Genomic DNA, 15,549 nt, shown 5'->3' with positions numbered 1-15,549 from the left:
GCTGACCCGAATCGATTTATGGGGAGGGGAGTTGCCTGGGGAGGGCGGCGCAGAATTGGAAGACCTGCAAGGATTCATTTCGAATGGTGCTCTTGAAGCCGCCAGGCCCATTGTCCCAGCTACAGGAACGAAGTTCTTCTACAACGGTAGAGATTTCGATGAGCAGTATCCGGAGGGCTCCGCAGGCAACGGTGGCCAGGAACCCCCGTCGGTGGGCGCGGCACAGATTTGGGCGTTGTCCTATTTCGGGGCGGCCGGCGCGTTCCTAGCATCGCTGGTGGAAAGACTGCTTTCCGTCTGCCGACGCCCGCACAGGGGCCGGTCGGCCCCTCTACCTATTGGAGTACTACATGGTCCGAACGTTCGCCCCGTTGTCGTGCGCGCTGGCCGCTGTCGTCGCGTTTTCCGCACTCACTGCCGCAGCGCCGGCCACTGCCGCCCAGGCGGGTACCACGCCGCAGCTCTGCGAGGCCGGTGGCAACACCGCGCTGTGGCGCATCAGCCAGGGGTACCAGTTCAAGGGCGTCGGCCAGCCGATGACCGATTGGCAGAAGCCGGGCAACAGCCTGGTCGCCTTTGCTGACTGCAAGCCGATGGTGGTCTCCCTGCGCGGCGATCTGCTGGCCCAGGAGCACCCGGTCGGCCAGATCGACGGCTACACCACCTTCAGCACGTCGCACCCGGGCATTGGCGTGCAGTACCGCATCCATGACAGCGTTGGCACCGCCCACGACATCAAGGGCAATGGCGAGTCGTTCGTGATCGCGATCGAATCCAGCTACTACAGGAAGTGGGGCCACCAGGAGTCGTACTCGAACACCATTTCGATGGATGTCGAGTACCGCTACATCGCACTGGCCGACCATCTGCCGGCAGTGGTGGCGCTGGAAGATCAGCCCCTGTTCGTGTACTCGACCGATGGCGGTCCGGCGGGCGAGGGTGTGCTCACCGCAAAGGTGGAGTACCTGGCGGCCGAGTAAGGGTTCAGCCCTGCCTTCCGCAACGAGAAAGGCCGGCGCTGTGGCGCCGGCCTTTCTCGTGGGTCGAGCTCAGCGTTTCAGCTGGCCTTGCCCTGTGCGTCCAGGTAGCGCTCGGCATCCAGTGCGGCCATGCAGCCGAAGCCGGCCGAGGTGATTGCCTGGCGGTAGTGCTGGTCGGCCACGTCGCCGGCCGCGAACACGCCTTCCACCGAGGTCTGGGTGGCGTTGCCGCCCAGGCCCGAACGGATTTCCAGGTAGCCGTTGTTCATCGCCAGCTGGCCGTCGAACAGGGTGGTGTTCGGGTGGTGGCCGATGGCCACGAAGAAGCCGTGGGCGTCGATGTCGCGGGTGCTGCCGTCCAGGGTGGACTTCACGCGCACGCCGGTCACGCCGGCATCGTTGCCCAGCACTTCCTCCACCTGGTGGTGCCAGACGGTCTCGATCCTGCCTTCGGCCACCTTCTTGAACAGCTTGTCCTGCATGATCTTTTCCGCCTTCAAGGTGTCGCGGCGGTGGACCAGGTAGACCTTGCGGGCGATATTGGACAGGTACAGCGCCTCTTCCACGGCGGTATTGCCGCCGCCGACCACGACCACGTCCTGGTCGCGGTAGAAGAAACCGTCACAGGTGGCGCAGGCGGACACGCCGCGGCCCTTGAACTCGTCCTCGGTCGGGATGCCCAGGTACTTGGCGGTGGCGCCGGTGGCGATGATCAGGGCATCGCAGGTGTACTCGTGGCTGTCGCCGATCAGCTTGAACGGGCGTTGCGACACGTCGGCGGTGTGGATGTGGTCGAAGATGACTTCCGTCTCGAAACGCTCGGCGTGGGCCTGCATGCGCGCCATCAGGTCCGGGCCCATCAGGCCGTGGGCGTCACCGGGCCAGTTGTCCACCTCGGTGGTGGTCATCAGCTGGCCGCCCTGCTGCAGGCCGGTGATGACGACCGGCTTCAGGTTGGCACGGGCGGCGTAGACGGCGGCGGTCCAGCCGGCCGGGCCGGAACCGAGGATGACGAGGCGCTGGTGGCGGGAGGGCAGGCTGGTGCTCATGTAGACTCGCGAAAAGGTAGATGGGACAAGGCGCTGGCGATGTTTGCGCAGCATCCGTGGCTGGTCATAGAGTGGCGGCTGGGGCAGGGCGATTCAAGCCGATGAACAGAACGCCGTCATCCAGCGGTGGTTGCGGCGCCCCGGATACCCCGTGAAACGTCGCATAACTGAAAACTGACGCCGTCTCATTTATTATCAATCACTAACAGCGCATTCCAAAGGTATGGTCTAAGGTGGCGAAGCAGGTCCCCGAACGCTCCAAGTCCGACGACAGCAAGGCGTCACGTCGCACGGCCGCGGCGGCGACGACCGACAATCCACGCCGCCAACGCCTCTGGCGCGACCTTGGCCTGATCGCCATCGCGCCGGCCCTGCTGTACCTGGCGGCCAGTCTGTTCACCTATTCAGCCACCGACCCGGGCTGGTCGCATACCGGCAGCGTGGTCGCGCCGGTACACAACCTGGGCGGTCGCGCCGGGGCCTGGATCGCCGACGTGCTGCTGCAGCTGTTCGGCTACGTTGCCTTCCTGCTGCCGGTGGTGCTGGGCGCCCTGGCGTGGATCGCCATGTTCGGCCTCAAGCGCGAGAGCAAGGGCGAGAACGACCTGGACCCCGCGCTGCGCCTGGTCGGGCTGGTCGGCTTCCTGATCGCCGGCACCGGCTTCCTGCATGTGCGCCTGTTCAGTGGCGATGTGTCCAGCGCCGGCGGCATCCTGGGCAAGCTGGTCGGCAATTCGCTCACGGTGGGCTTTGGTGCGCTGGGCGCGAACCTGTTCGTGCTGGTGCTGCTGCTGGCCTCGATCACCCTGGCCACCGGGCTGTCCTGGTTCACGGTGATGGAGAAGATCGGCCGCGGCGTGATGTCGCTGGCACCGTTGCTGGCGCGCAAGAAGGAAGAAGTCACCGAGTGGCAGCAGACCCGGGTGATGCGCGAGGAGCGCCAGGAGGTGCGCAAGGCCGATGCCGAGGTGCGCGCCAAGCGCGAGCCGGTGAAGATCGAGCCGCGCCCCGAGCCGGTGATCGAGAAGAGCGACCGGGCCAAGCGCGACACGCAGATCCCGATGTTCCGTGGCGTCAACGGCGATGGCTCGGACCTGCCGCCGCTGGCCCTGCTGGACGATCCCAAGCCGCAGCCGGTGGGCTATGACAAGGAAACCCTGGACGCGCTGTCGCGGCAGATCGAGTTCAAGCTGAAGGATTTCCGCATCGAGGCGCAGGTGGTTGGCGCCAATCCCGGCCCGGTCATCACCCGCTTCGAGATCGAGCCGGCACCGGGCATCAAGGTCAGCCAGATCAGTTCGCTGGACAAGGACATCGCGCGCGGCCTGTCGGTGAAGTCGGTGCGTGTGGTGGACGTCATTCCGGGCAAGTCGGTGATCGGCCTGGAAATCCCCAACGTCACCCGCGAGATGATCTACCTGTCCGAGCTGCTGCGCTCCAAGGAATACGACAAGTCGGCCAGCGTGCTGACCCTGGCGCTGGGCAAGGACATCGCCGGGCGCTCGACCGTGGCCGACCTGGCGCGCATGCCCCACCTGCTGGTGGCCGGTACCACCGGTTCGGGCAAGTCGGTGGCGGTCAACGCGATGGTGCTGAGCCTGCTGTTCAAGGCCTCGCCCAAAGACCTGCGGATGCTGATGATCGACCCGAAGATGCTCGAACTGAGTGTCTACCAGGGCATCCCGCACCTGCTGGCGCCGGTGGTCACCGACATGAAGGAGGCTGCCAACGGCCTGCGCTGGTGCGTGGCCGAGATGGAGCGCCGCTACAAGCTGATGAGCGCGGTGGGCGTGCGCAACCTGGCCGGCTTCAACAAGAAGGTGAAGGAAGCCCAGGACGCCGGCCAGCCGTTGATGGACCCGTTGTTCAAGCCGAACCCGGAACTGGGCGAGGCGCCGCGCCCGCTGGAGACACTGCCGTTCATCGTCATCTTCATCGACGAATTCGCCGACATGATGATGATCGTCGGCAAGAAGGTGGAAGAGCTGATCGCACGCCTGGCGCAGAAGGCGCGTGCGGCCGGCATCCACCTGATCCTGGCCACGCAGCGCCCGTCGGTGGACGTGATCACCGGCCTGATCAAGGCCAACATCCCGACCCGCATTGCCTTCCAGGTCAGCTCGAAGATCGACTCGCGCACCATCCTCGACCAGTCCGGCGCGGAAACCCTGCTGGGCCACGGCGACATGCTGTACCTGCCGCCGGGCACCGCCATGCCCGAGCGCGTGCACGGTGCCTTCGTTTCCGACGAGGAAGTGCACCGCGTGGTCGAACACCTCAAGGCGATGGGCCCGGCCGACTATGTCGACGGCGTGCTGGACGAAGTGCAGACGATGGGTGACGGCGTGGTCGTCGGCGCCACCGGCCTGCCCGAGAACAGCTCTGCCGGCGATGAGTCCGACCCGTTGTATGACGAAGCGCTGCGGGTGGTCACCGAGACCCGCCGTGCCTCGATTTCCGGCGTGCAGCGCCGGCTGAAGATCGGCTACAACCGTGCAGCGCGACTGATCGAGGCCATGGAAGCGGCCGGCGTGGTCAGCCCGCCCGAGCACAACGGCGACCGCACGGTGCTGGCACCGCCGCCGCCGAAGTAAGACCCGACGTATCCCCCACGACGTCCAAGGAACCGACGCATGCTTCACCCCGTACCCAGCGCGCTGGCACTGGCGCTGGCAGCCTTCCTGGCTGCCGGCCCGGCACTGGCAGACACCGCCACCTCCGCGCCCGCTACGGCGCCGCCTTCCACCAGCGGCGACACCGAAGCCAGCAACAATTTCAGCATTGTCCGTTACCGCGCCGACTACCAGGTGCGGCCGGATGCGGGCAATGTGCAGACCGAAACCTACGAAGTCCTGCTCAAGACCAAGGCCTCCGTCGAGCAGTTCAGCCAGGTACGGCTGAGCTACAGCGAGAAGATGGAGACGCTGGAAGTACTGGGCGCCTACACCATCACCGCCGACGGCCAGCGCCGCGACGTGCCGGCCGACCGCATCTACACCCAGGAGAGCTACTCCAGCGCTTCGGCGGCGATGTACGCCGACCGCAAGGTGCGGGTGATCGTGTTCCCGAACCTGGCCCCGGGCACGCGCCTGTACTACCAGGTGCGTCGCACCCAGGCCACGCCGTACTTCCCCGGCTATTTCGGCTTGTGGGAAACCTTCAATGTCTTCACCGAGTACGAGGACGCCGAGGTCACCCTCAGCGCACCGGCCAACCTGCCGATGTTCGTCGACAGCCGCGGCGTGCAGGGCAGCGATCGCCCGACGGTAAAGAACGGCCAGGCGCAGTGGCGCTGGCGCTACCAGCGCCACGAGGCGATGCCGGCGCAGAACTGGTCGGCGGCGGGCTGGGAGTTTGGCCCGAACATCATGGCCAGCACCTATCGTGACTGGTCGCAGATGGGCCGCGCCTACCAGCTCAAGGCGGGTCCTGCGGCGCAGGTCACGCCTGAACTGCAGGCGCTGGCAGACGAAATCACCACGGGCATCAGCGACCGCCGCGAGCAGGCCGATGCACTGTACCGCTGGGTGGCACAGAACATCCGCTATGTGGCGGTGTACCTGGGCAACGGCGGCCTGGAGCCGAACAGCGCGCAGAGCATCCTCGACAACCACTATGGTGACTGCAAGGACCATGTGACGATCCTCGAGGCGCTGCTGGCGGCCAAGGGCATTGCCAGTTCGCCGGTACTGATCGGCGCCGGTGGTGGCCCGACCCTGCCGAAGATTCCGGTGCTGGGCCGCTTCAACCACGCCATCACCTACATTCCCGAGTTCGATCTGTACCTGGATTCGACCACCGCGTGGGCGCGCTTCGGCCAGCTGCCGGAAGGTGACCTCGGTGCACCGGTGATGCGTACCCGTGATGCCACGTTGGCACGCACGCCGGCCAACACGCCGCAGCGCAATGCCACGTCGATGGAGGTGCGCTTCACCTTCGATGCCAATGGCAATCTGCGTGGTGAAACGATTCCGAAGCTGGGCGAGAACGCCGAGATCGGCATGCGCGCGCAGTTCGCCCAGCTCAATGCGCAGAACCGTGCGCGCGCTGAAGAGCAGATCATGGCCGCGTCCGGTTTCGATGGGCGAGGGCAGCTGCAGATCCAGGGCGTGCCGGTCGACCTGACCCGGCCGTTCGGCTACCGCATGGCCTTCCAGGCCGAGGACTATGCCGACTTCAGCGTGGCCGGCGGCATGGCCGTGCCGGACCCGCCGGGTGGCGAGTCGGTGCGCGGGCTGTACGCCACCGCATCGGCGCCGGCCAACGAGACCCCGTTCTACTGCAACGCCAGCCTGCGCGAGGAAACCTATCGCCTGCAGTTCCCGGCCAACGCACCGATCATCGCCATTCCGGCCAGCCAGCGTTTCAGCAACGCCGCCGGTGAGTACCGGGTGGACTGGAGCCGCGAGGGCCAGGACGTGATCGTGCGCCACCGCCTGCAGCAGAACGCGGTGCGTGGGCCGGAGGCGTTGTGCCAGCCGCAGGACTACCCGGCGTTCCGCGCGCTGTACCGCGAAGTGCGTCGCGGCTTCCGCGGGCAGGTGCTGTACGGCAAGCTGCCAGCGGCAGGCGGCTGAATCGCCGATGGACGTTCGGGGCGGCATAATGTCGCCCTGATCGCCCATTCATCTTTGCCCGGGCACACTGGCTACCACCTTTCCTGGCGCATGCGCCCACAGGATTCCTGCATGAACTTCCGCGTCCGTCGTTTCCTTGCCACCACCACCCTTGCCGTCGCCTGTGCTGCTGCCGGCAGCGCCTGGGCCGGTGCCCGTGAAGACCTGAAGAGCTTTACCAGCGGCCTGAAGGGCCTGGATGGCCAGTTCAGCCAGCAGGTGTTCGACAGCCGCGGCAAGGTGAAGGAATCGACCAGTGGCCGCGTTGCCCTGTCTGCGCCGCGCCTGTTCCGCTGGGAGTACGTGCGCCCGCATGAGCAGCTGATCGTGGCCGACGGCAAGAAGGTCTGGATGTACGAGCCGGACCTGGAGCAGGCCACCGTGCGCGAGCAGGGCAAGGAAGAGCAGAACAGCCCGCTGACCGCGCTGATCAATCCGGCGCTGCTGGAGCAGCAGTACGACGTCAGTGAAGAGGCCGCGCAGCGCGACGGCCTGCAGTGGCTGTCGCTGTCGCCGAAGCGCGAGACCGAAGCCAGCTTCCAGTACGCCGCGCTGGGCTTCAACGCCCAGGGGCTGGCCAAGATGGAAATCACCGACGCGGTCGGCCAGCGCACCGTGATCACCTTCAGCGGCTGGAAGCGCAACCCGGGCTTCGCCGCCGGCACCTTCAGCTTCACCCCGCCGAAGGGCACCGACGTCATCGGCAACTGATCGGGGACGCCGGGCTTGGCCCGGCGCTACCTGGGTGCCAACCGGCACCGCCTTGGTGGGTGTCAACCGGAACCGAATTGGTCGGTTCAACCGGAACCGAATTGGTGGGTGTCAACCTTGGTTGACACGCTTTTGATCTGCCGGCCAGCGGCCGGCACTACCGATCATGGCCCGGCCGCCGTGGTGGGTGCCAACCTTGGTTGGCACGCTCTCGCGGTACAATGACCCTGTGCCAAGACATCGTTCAACTTCCTTCCCCGGCCCCGATCTGCTGAGCGTCGATCGGGAACATCTGCGCCCGCTGGCCGAGCGCATGCGCCCGCGCACCCTGGACGAAATGGTCGGGCAGAAGCGTCTGCTGGCGCCGGACAGCGCGCTGCGTCGCGCAGTTGAATCCGGGCGCGTGCATTCGATGATCCTGTGGGGGCCGCCGGGCTGTGGCAAGACCACGCTGGCGCTGCTGTTGGCCGAGTACTCCGACGCCGAATTCCGTGCCATCTCCGCTGTGCTGTCCGGCCTGCCGGAAGTGCGCCAGGTGCTGGCCGAAGCTGCGCAGCGCTTCGCCGAAGGCCGGCGCACCGTGCTGTTCGTGGACGAGGTCCACCGCTTCAACAAGGCGCAGCAGGATGCGTTCCTGCCGCATATCGAGCGCGGCACCATCCTGTTCGTTGGCGCCACCACCGAGAATCCGTCGTTCGAACTGAACTCGGCGTTGCTGTCGCGTTGCCGCGTGCATGTGCTGGAGGGCGTCTCGCCCACCGACATCGTCGAAGCACTGGAGCGTGCGCTGGGTGATCGTGAGCGCGGCCTGGGCGAAGAGGGCATCGAGGTCGCTCCCGAGCTGCTGCTGGAAATCGCCACCGCCGCCGATGGCGACGTGCGACGTGCGCTGACCCTGCTGGAAATCGCCGCCGAACTGGCGGGTGGCGAGGGTGGCCGCATCACCCCGCAGACCCTGACCCAGGTGTTGGCAGATCGCACCCGACGCTTCGACAAGGGCGGCGAGCAGTTCTACGACCAGATCTCGGCGCTGCACAAGTCGGTGCGCAGCTCGAACCCCGATGCCGCGCTGTACTGGCTGACCCGCATGCTTGACGGCGGCTGCGATCCGTCCTACCTGGCGCGCCGGCTGACCCGCATGGCCATCGAGGATATCGGCCTGGCCGATCCGCGCGCGCAGAGCATGGCGCTGGAGGCCTGGGACATCTACGAGCGGTTGGGCAGCCCGGAAGGTGAGCTTGCCTTTGCCCAGCTGGTGCTCTATCTGGCCAGCACCGCCAAGTCGAATGCCGGCTATGCGGCGTTCAACCAGGCCAAGGCCGACGTGCGCGAGAGTGGCACCGAAGAGGTGCCGCTGCACCTGCGCAATGCGCCGACCAAGCTGATGAAGGAGCTCGGCTACGGTGCCGAGTACCAGTACGACCACGACGCCGAAGGCGGCATTGCGCTGGACCAGACCGGCTTCCCGGATGCGATGGGCGAGCGCGTGTACTACAACCCGGTGCCACGCGGCCTGGAAATCAAGTTGAAGGAAAAGCTGGACCGGCTGCGCGTGGAGCGCGAAGCGGCCAGGGCGGCAAAAGGCCGTTGAGCCCGCTTTTTTGGCACACTGCGCGGCTTCTCTTTTCAAGGATCGATGCCGTGCAGGAAATGATTCTGCCGTTGAAGCGCTACGCCCAGTTCGAGGGCCGCGCCAACCGCCGCGAGTACTGGATGTACCAGCTGTTCCTGTTCCTGCTCGCAACCGCAGTGATGCTGCTGGCCGGTGTGCTGGCAATCCTCCTGCGCAACAGTGCCGATGCACTGGCCGGCATCCTGATCGGCATGGTGGTGCTGCTGGGTGTGATGGGGCTGGCCACGATCGTGCCGTTGATTGCCGTGACCGTGCGCCGCCTGCATGACTGCAACCAGTCGGGCTGGCTGTTCCTACTGGCACTGGTGCCGGGCGGTGGCATCGTGATCATGATCTTCTCGCTGCTGCCGGGTACGCCGCAGGAAAATCCGTATGGCCCGGTGCCCACGGGGCCGTGATGCTGCACGAGTCGAGCATGGCTCGACGCTACAGAGGCAAAGAAAAGAAGCCGGCGTTTGGCCGGCTTCGTCTTTAGTTGATGGTGCAATCGCCGAAAGACAGGTAGTCCGTGCCGGAGCTGAACTGCAGCGTGCAGCTGGCGCTGAAGACAGCGCCTTCTTCCAGTGCGCCCAGTTTGGCCGCCTGCTGATCATCGGAGGTGGTCAGCCGGGCCAGGACATTGCCCTGGTCATCGCCGGCCTCGATGAGCGGTTCGCCCGCCATGTTGCTGGAAACGCCCAGCGCCACGGCGGTGAAGGTCACCGTCTGGTTGAGTTCTTCCATGCTCAGCGTGGAATTGCCGGCTTCTTCAAAGGCCTGGTAGAGCGTCGGAAGATCCTGTGCGGCGTGGGCGGCCAGCGGCGCGAGCAGGCCGAGGGTGAGGGCGATCAGTGCGGTTTGCTTCAAGGGGTCTCACAATCATGGGATCCGATCCCATGGCGGTCGTGGCGCGGATGAACGCGACCCGGTCGGCGGCAGACGGCCCGCCCTCCATGGCAGCGTTGGAAGCGGGGCGGTCCAATGCCCCCGTGTGCGGCAAAATAGGTGAAATTCCGCCCCCTGTGCAAGCGGGCATGCGCGCGCGTGATACACAGTGTGACGTGTGATCGATGTGATAATCATTCGCGTTTGAGGTAGACTGCGGTCCCTTGTGAACCGGCGGCCGTGGGCCGCTTCTGCCGCCGCTGATGAAGCATTTCGTCCTGCCTTCGCGCCGGGGCCGGTTGGCCCGCGGCCTGGCCGCCTTGATGATGGGTCTGCTCCTGGCCACTCCGTACGCCCATGCGCAGCAGCGCAATCCGCTGCAGAAGATCGGCCACACCGTGCTCGATGAGCCGGCGGCCAGCTATCGCTTCGAGCATTTCGTGGTGGACAGCCCTGACCAGCAACGCCGCTGGCGGGTGAACGTGGCGATCCCGGCCCATGCTGGCAAGGCGCCGTTGCCGGTGTTGTATGCGCTGGATGGCAATGCCGTGGCCATGGTACTGGACCAGCCGATCCTGGCCGAGCTGGCGGCACGCAAGGCGCCGCCGGTGCTGGTGCTGATCGGCTACGACAACGACCTGCGCATCGATTCGAAGGCGCGCACCCGCGACTACACCGCGTGGATCGATCGCGCCGACGACGAGAGCGGCACGACCCAGGCGGTGGGAGGCGGCGCTGCAGCGTTCCTCGATGTGATCGAACGCCGGATCAAGCCGGAAGTCGAGCGTCGCGCACGCATCGATGCGCAACAGCAAGCGCTGTGGGGCCACTCGCTGGGTGGCCTGTTCGTGCTCAATGCGCTGTACACCCGCCCCGCAGCCTTCCAGTCCTATCTAGCGGCCAGTCCGTCGCTGTGGTGGAGCCAGGGTGCGGCGCTGGGCGATCCGGAACAGCAGTTCGTGCAGAATGTGCATGGCCAGCACGCAACGCTCTGGTTGATGCTGGGCGGTGCCGAGCGCGTCGGTGACCGCGGCAAGCGCGACATGAACAATCCGCGCGTGGTCGCGCACCTGCGCCGCATTGGCGGCGCCACCCCGGACGCAGCGATGCAGCTGTCCGAGCGGCTGGGCAAGGTGCCCGGACTGAGCGTGCACTACCGCGAGTTTCCCGGCCTTGGCCACGGCCCGATGCTGCCGGCCTCGTTCCACGCTGCACTGCATGAGCTGTATGGCGTCACCGATCGCAGCGCGGGCGATGGCGCTCCCAGTGGCGGTGACAACGCCGCCGAATGAATTCCCTCGCACGCGATGCCGTGCGACCCCACTACCCAGGCGAGGCTGCCGGCGTGCAGCGGCCCAGGCAACCGATGAATCCCGCGTCACGTGGCGCGGCCTACGTGTGCAAGGAGCCTTCCATGTCGTTCCGTCCGTCTTTCCGTCTCACTTCCCTGGCCGCCGGCCTGCTGCTGGCGGTGACTGCCACCGCGCAGCCGGTGTTCGACCAGCCGGCCAACGCCACCTTCAAGGGCGAGGTTGTCTCACGTGGTGAGAACGTGGTTCCCGGCAGTACCGCCGACGTGGTCGGTCGCGGATTCGTGCCGGGCCAGAAGGTCAGCCTGCTGCGTGGCGACAGCGTGCTCAACGCGCAGCCGCTGGTGGTCGACGCCGATGGCAACTTCAAGACCCAGCTGAGCATTCCGACCGATGCGGTGCCGGGCACCCACCCGGTGGTGGTGCGTGCCAGCCAGCCGGCCGCAGCCACGGTGCTGAAGCTGCGCGTCTCGCCGCAGCTGCCGCTGTCGGGCCAGGCGCAGTTCGCCACCCAGTCCAACAAGCTGGTGCCGGGCCTGTACCAGTCCGCCTACAGCGCCGCCAGCAACGCGGTGTTCGTGACTTCGGCGGTGGGCCGCCCGCCGGTGACCCAGTCGCAGCTGCTGAAGCTGGACCCGAAGACGCTGAAGGTGACCACGGCGATCACCCCCGCCCAGGTGCCGGGCAGCACCAATGGCGCGGTGTATGCGGTCTACGGCGTCGGCGTGGATGACACCAACGGCAACGTCTGGGTCACCAATACCCGCCAGAACTCGATCGCGGTCTATCGCCAGAAGGATCTGTCACTGGTCCACCAGTTCCCGGTCGATGCCGTGCCGCATGCGCGCGACGTGGTGGTCGATGGCACCCACGGCAAGGTGTTCGCCTCGGCGACGGGTGAGGACCACCTGTCGGTGTTCGACGCCAAGACCTTCAAGGAATTGCCGGCGGTGACGCTGGAGTCCGGCGTCGATGACGGCAAGTTCACCCCGATGAGCCTGGTGCTGGACGAGAAGGGCGGCAAGCTGTTCACCGTCAGCATCGGTACGCCGGAAGCGGCGGTGATCGACGTGGCCAGCGGCAAGGTCGACAAGGTCATCGACCTGGGCAATTCGATCAGCGCCTCCGGCGTCGCCTTCGATGCGGAACGCAACCGGCTGTACGTTGCCTCGCAGGGCACCGACAACCTGTTGATCGTGGATGTGGCCGCCGGCAAGGTGCTGCACGACGTGCCGGTTGGTGCCGGTGCGCTGAACGTGGCCTTCGATGATGCCTCCGGCCTGGCCTACGTCAGCAATCGCGGCGCCGGCACTGTCACCGTGGTCAACGGCGACGGCAAGGTGGTCGCCAACCTCGATGGCGGCACGCTGCCGAACCACGTCCGCGCCGATGGCAAGGGCAATGTGTTCGCGGTGAACAAGTCGCGCGGTGCCGAAGACCCGAAGGGTGACCGCATCACCCGCATCACCCCGAAGCAGTAAGCCACCGGGCCGGGCGGCGCGTGTGCTGCCCGGCCAGCAAGGAGAACCTCCATGAACATCGCGTCCCGTCTGCGCCTGTGTGCGCTTCCCCTGGCTGTTTCGCTGGCGCTGTCCGCCTGCGGCGGTGCGTCGGCCCCGTCCGAGGGCCAGAAGCCTGCCGAGGCGCCGGTCGCCACGGCGGCGGCTGAAGGTGCGTTGCCGGCAGGCTGGCAACACGTGGCCGGTGCCGAGATGCCGGCCGTGCACGACCAGAAGGCTGTGCTGCCGGCCAAGGTGCATTCCGATGACGGCGCCGATATCGAGGTGGCCGACACCAGCCGCATCATCGCCGGTGGCGACGATGTCATTGCGGTGATCGAGGCGCTGGGCCTTGGCAAGCAGGTCTTCGCCGCGCCGACCAACACCACCACCCAGGCGGGCCTGGCCGCGCCGCACCAGTTCCTGTTCAATCGCACCACCGGCGTAGAGGGCGTGCTGAGCCTGCAGGGCTCGCTGTTCCTGGGCAACAGCCTGCGCCGCCATACCGAGCTGGCGAAGAAGCTGCGCGAAGTGGGCGAGCCGGCGGTGGTCATCGACGATCTGCAGCCGGCACCTGACAAGGTGCGCAAGGTCGCCGCTGCACTCGGGCTGGCCGAGGCAGGGCAGGCGCTTGCCACGCAGGTGCAGCGTCAGCTCGATGAGGCTGCAGCGATTGGCAAGGGCCTGGGCCATGCGCCGCGCGTGATCCACGTCTCTGCGACCGGCGCCGGTGGCGCGCCGACGGTGGCCGGTGCCGACAGCGCCTCGGCGCAGCTGATCGCACTGGCCGGTGGCGTCAACATCGGTACCGAAGCGGGGGTGAAGAACTACTCGCAGCTGAGCAACGAGGGCGTGGTCGCGGCAGCACCGGAGGTGATCGTGGTGACCGAGCATGACCTGCAGCTGTTCGGCGGGGCCGAAGGCCTGTGGAAGTCCTATCCGACGCTGAAGCAGACCCCGGCCGGGCAGGCCAATCGGGTCTGGGTGATGCCGGACGTGCAGCTGAAGTACACCAGCGTCGGTTCCGGTGCCGGTGCGCTGGCGCTGGCCAAGGCCCTGGCGGCGTTGCCGAAGGCATGAGTCCGGCGGATCGGCGCCGCCGTCGCGGGCGGGTGATGTTGATGGTGGCGTTGCTGGCACTGCTGGGGGCGGTGCTGGCGTCGTTTGCCGTGGGTCCGTTGCGGTTGCCACCGCTGGAGGTGGTGCAGGCGCTGGGGGTGAAGCTGGGCCTGCTCGATCCGCAGGCGGTCAGCAGTCGCGACCTGGCCGTGGTCTGGCAACTGCGCATCCCGCGTGCGCTGCTCGGTGCGATGGTCGGCGCATCGCTGGCGATGGCCGGCGCCAGCCTGCAGGGCTTGTTCGGCAATCCCCTGGCCGATCCGGGCATCGTTGGCGTCAGCCAGGGCGCGGCACTGGGTGCAGTGGCCGCCATCGTGCTCGGTGCTGCCGGTGCGGCGGGCTGGCTGGTGCCGGTCGCCGCGTTCATTGGTGGCGCACTGGCGATCGGCCTGACCTACGCGTTGGCACGCCCGGGCAAGGGCAGTGGCAATGCCACCCTGTTGCTGGTGGGTATCGCAATGGCGGCGTTCTGCTCGGCGCTGATCGGCTTCCTTACCTACATTGCCAGCGAAAGCGAACTGCAATCGCTGGTGTTCTGGCAGATGGGCTCGCTGGCACGCGCCAACTGGGCCGATGTGGCAGCGGTGGTGCCGTTGTTCGCCATCGGCGTGTTCGCGCTGCAGCGGCTGGCCACACCCCTCGACATGCTGGCGCTGGGCGAGCGCCAGGCGCAGCACCTCGGCCTGGATGTGACCCGCACGCGTCGCCGCCTGGTCGCGTTCAGTGCGCTGCTGGTGGGCGCGGCGGTGGCCTTTGCCGGTTCGATCAGCTTCGTTGGCCTGGTGGTGCCGCACGTGGCGCGCCTGCTGGTTGGCCCCGGCCATCGCTGGCTGCTGCCGTTGTCCGGCCTGCTGGGCGCACTGCTGATCGTGGTGGCCGATACCGCGGCGCGCACGCTGGACCCGCCCGCTGAAATTCCGCTGGGCCTGTTCTCGGCTGCGCTGGGCGCGCCGTTCTTCCTCTGGCTGGTGCTGCAGCAGCGCCGCAAGGCCGCACCATGAGCGAACTGCTGAAACTGCACGAGGTGGTGGTGCGCCGCCAGCAGCGCGAGATCCTGCATGGCATCTCGCTGGCATTCGAGCCGGGGACGGTGACCGCGCTGGTGGGCCCGAATGGCGCGGGCAAATCCACGTTGCTGGCGGTGGCGGCCGGTGATCTTCGTGCCGATGCGGGCGAGGTGAGCCTGCGCGGCAAACCCTTGATAGGCTACAAAGCGGGGCCACTGGCACGCGAGCGCGCAGTGATGCCGCAGGAACATGGCGTGCGTTTCGCCTTCAGCGTGGAAGAGGTAGTGGCGATGGGGCGCTTGCCGCACCCGCCCGACCCGGTTGCCGATGATGCCCAGGTGGAAGCGGCGATCGATGCCGCCGAACTGCAGGCGCTGCGTCTGCGCGAAGTGCAGCAGCTGTCCGGTGGCGAGTCCGCACGCACCACGTTTGCGCGGGTGCTGGCGCAGGACACGCCGCTGCTGCTGCTGGATGAGCCGACCGCCGCGCTGGACCTGCGTCACCAGGAGCGGACCCTGCGCAGCGTGCGTGCCTGTGCCGAAGCCGGTGCCTGCGTGATCGTAGTACTGCACGATCTTAATCTGGCGGCCGGCTATGCCGACCGCATCGTGCTGCTGGAGCAGGGCAGGGTGGCCGCAGACGGTACGCCGCTGCAGGTGCTGACCGAGGACAACCTGCAGCGGGTCTATCAGCAGGATGTGGTGGTGCTGGAGCATCCGCGACGTGGTGTGCCGCTGGTGGTGGTGACCTGAGCGGACGTC

13 protein-coding genes are annotated in these 15,549 nt (G+C 67.0%); 11 read left to right on the top strand and 2 right to left on the bottom strand.

What is annotated here, in order from left to right:
- The first annotated feature begins 350 nt into the window (after window positions 1-350).
- Window positions 351-980, top strand: coding sequence for a hypothetical protein (locus AC5P7U_RS03870; protein WP_495220799.1), 630 nt, complete (start codon window positions 351-353; stop codon window positions 978-980).
- Window positions 981-1,057: 77 nt separating this feature from the next.
- Here the strand turns inward: AC5P7U_RS03870 and trxB are convergent, their stop codons facing one another.
- Window positions 1,058-2,029: a thioredoxin-disulfide reductase gene (gene trxB / locus AC5P7U_RS03865; RefSeq protein WP_008265109.1), complete on the bottom strand. Its 972-nt coding sequence runs from the start codon at window positions 2,027-2,029 to the stop codon at window positions 1,058-1,060.
- 233 nt (window positions 2,030-2,262) lie between these two features.
- On the opposite strand from trxB, the gene AC5P7U_RS03860 reads away from it, so the two are divergent.
- The 5 genes from AC5P7U_RS03860 (at window position 2,263) to AC5P7U_RS03840 (ending at window position 9,387) form a co-directional block, all read left to right on the top strand.
- On the top strand, window positions 2,263-4,623 hold the full coding sequence (locus AC5P7U_RS03860; protein ID WP_049458114.1) for a DNA translocase FtsK: 2,361 nt from the start codon (window positions 2,263-2,265) through the stop codon (window positions 4,621-4,623).
- 39 nt (window positions 4,624-4,662) lie between these two features.
- The gene (locus AC5P7U_RS03855) at window positions 4,663-6,606 is read left to right on the top strand and encodes a DUF3857 domain-containing protein (RefSeq protein ID WP_006444743.1); all 1,944 of its coding nucleotides are present in this window, start codon (window positions 4,663-4,665) and stop codon (window positions 6,604-6,606) included.
- A gap of 111 nt (window positions 6,607-6,717) precedes the next feature.
- On the top strand, window positions 6,718-7,356 hold the full coding sequence (gene lolA, locus AC5P7U_RS03850; protein WP_006444852.1) for an outer membrane lipoprotein periplasmic chaperone LolA: 639 nt from the start codon (window positions 6,718-6,720) through the stop codon (window positions 7,354-7,356).
- Window positions 7,357-7,669: 313 nt separating this feature from the next.
- Complete coding sequence (locus AC5P7U_RS03845) at window positions 7,670-8,947, top strand: replication-associated recombination protein A (RefSeq protein ID WP_414554884.1); 1,278 nt, start codon at window positions 7,670-7,672, stop codon at window positions 8,945-8,947.
- A 50-nt stretch (window positions 8,948-8,997) separates the two neighbouring features.
- Entirely contained in the window at window positions 8,998-9,387 is a 390-nt protein-coding gene (locus AC5P7U_RS03840; RefSeq protein ID WP_197562792.1) for a DUF805 domain-containing protein, read from the top strand.
- Window positions 9,388-9,460: 73 nt separating this feature from the next.
- On the opposite strand, the gene AC5P7U_RS03835 is transcribed toward AC5P7U_RS03840, so the two are convergent.
- The gene (locus AC5P7U_RS03835) at window positions 9,461-9,835 is read right to left on the bottom strand and encodes a hypothetical protein (protein WP_006445088.1); all 375 of its coding nucleotides are present in this window, start codon (window positions 9,833-9,835) and stop codon (window positions 9,461-9,463) included.
- 281 nt (window positions 9,836-10,116) lie between these two features.
- Here AC5P7U_RS03835 and AC5P7U_RS03830 point away from each other — a divergent pair, with 281 nt between their 5' ends.
- The 5 genes from AC5P7U_RS03830 (at window position 10,117) to AC5P7U_RS03810 (ending at window position 15,540) form a co-directional block, all read left to right on the top strand.
- The gene (locus AC5P7U_RS03830; RefSeq protein WP_197562794.1) at window positions 10,117-11,145 is read left to right on the top strand and encodes an alpha/beta hydrolase; all 1,029 of its coding nucleotides are present in this window, start codon (window positions 10,117-10,119) and stop codon (window positions 11,143-11,145) included.
- A 122-nt stretch (window positions 11,146-11,267) separates the two neighbouring features.
- Window positions 11,268-12,644 carry a YncE family protein gene (locus AC5P7U_RS03825; protein WP_308307863.1) on the top strand — a complete coding sequence of 459 codons (1,377 nt, stop codon included), beginning with the start codon at window positions 11,268-11,270 and terminating at the stop codon, window positions 12,642-12,644.
- Between the two features lie 51 nt (window positions 12,645-12,695).
- A complete protein-coding gene (locus AC5P7U_RS03820) occupies window positions 12,696-13,742 on the top strand; it encodes a heme/hemin ABC transporter substrate-binding protein (RefSeq protein WP_006445178.1) in 1,047 nt (348 codons plus the stop codon).
- A complete protein-coding gene (locus tag AC5P7U_RS03815; protein ID WP_049458106.1) occupies window positions 13,739-14,782 on the top strand; it encodes a FecCD family ABC transporter permease in 1,044 nt (347 codons plus the stop codon). The genes AC5P7U_RS03820 and AC5P7U_RS03815 overlap by 4 nt, the downstream gene beginning before the upstream one ends.
- Complete coding sequence (locus AC5P7U_RS03810) at window positions 14,779-15,540, top strand: heme ABC transporter ATP-binding protein (protein ID WP_006445180.1); 762 nt, start codon at window positions 14,779-14,781, stop codon at window positions 15,538-15,540. Before AC5P7U_RS03815 ends, AC5P7U_RS03810 begins: the two co-directional genes overlap by 4 nt.
- The last annotated feature ends 9 nt before the right edge of the window (window positions 15,541-15,549 follow it).

The sequence above is a fragment of the Stenotrophomonas sp. YJH_SMC_57 genome, assembly GCF_059369755.1.
Note: the sequence above shows the minus strand (reverse complement) of the source record. Positions and strands in the feature narration are given on the sequence as shown.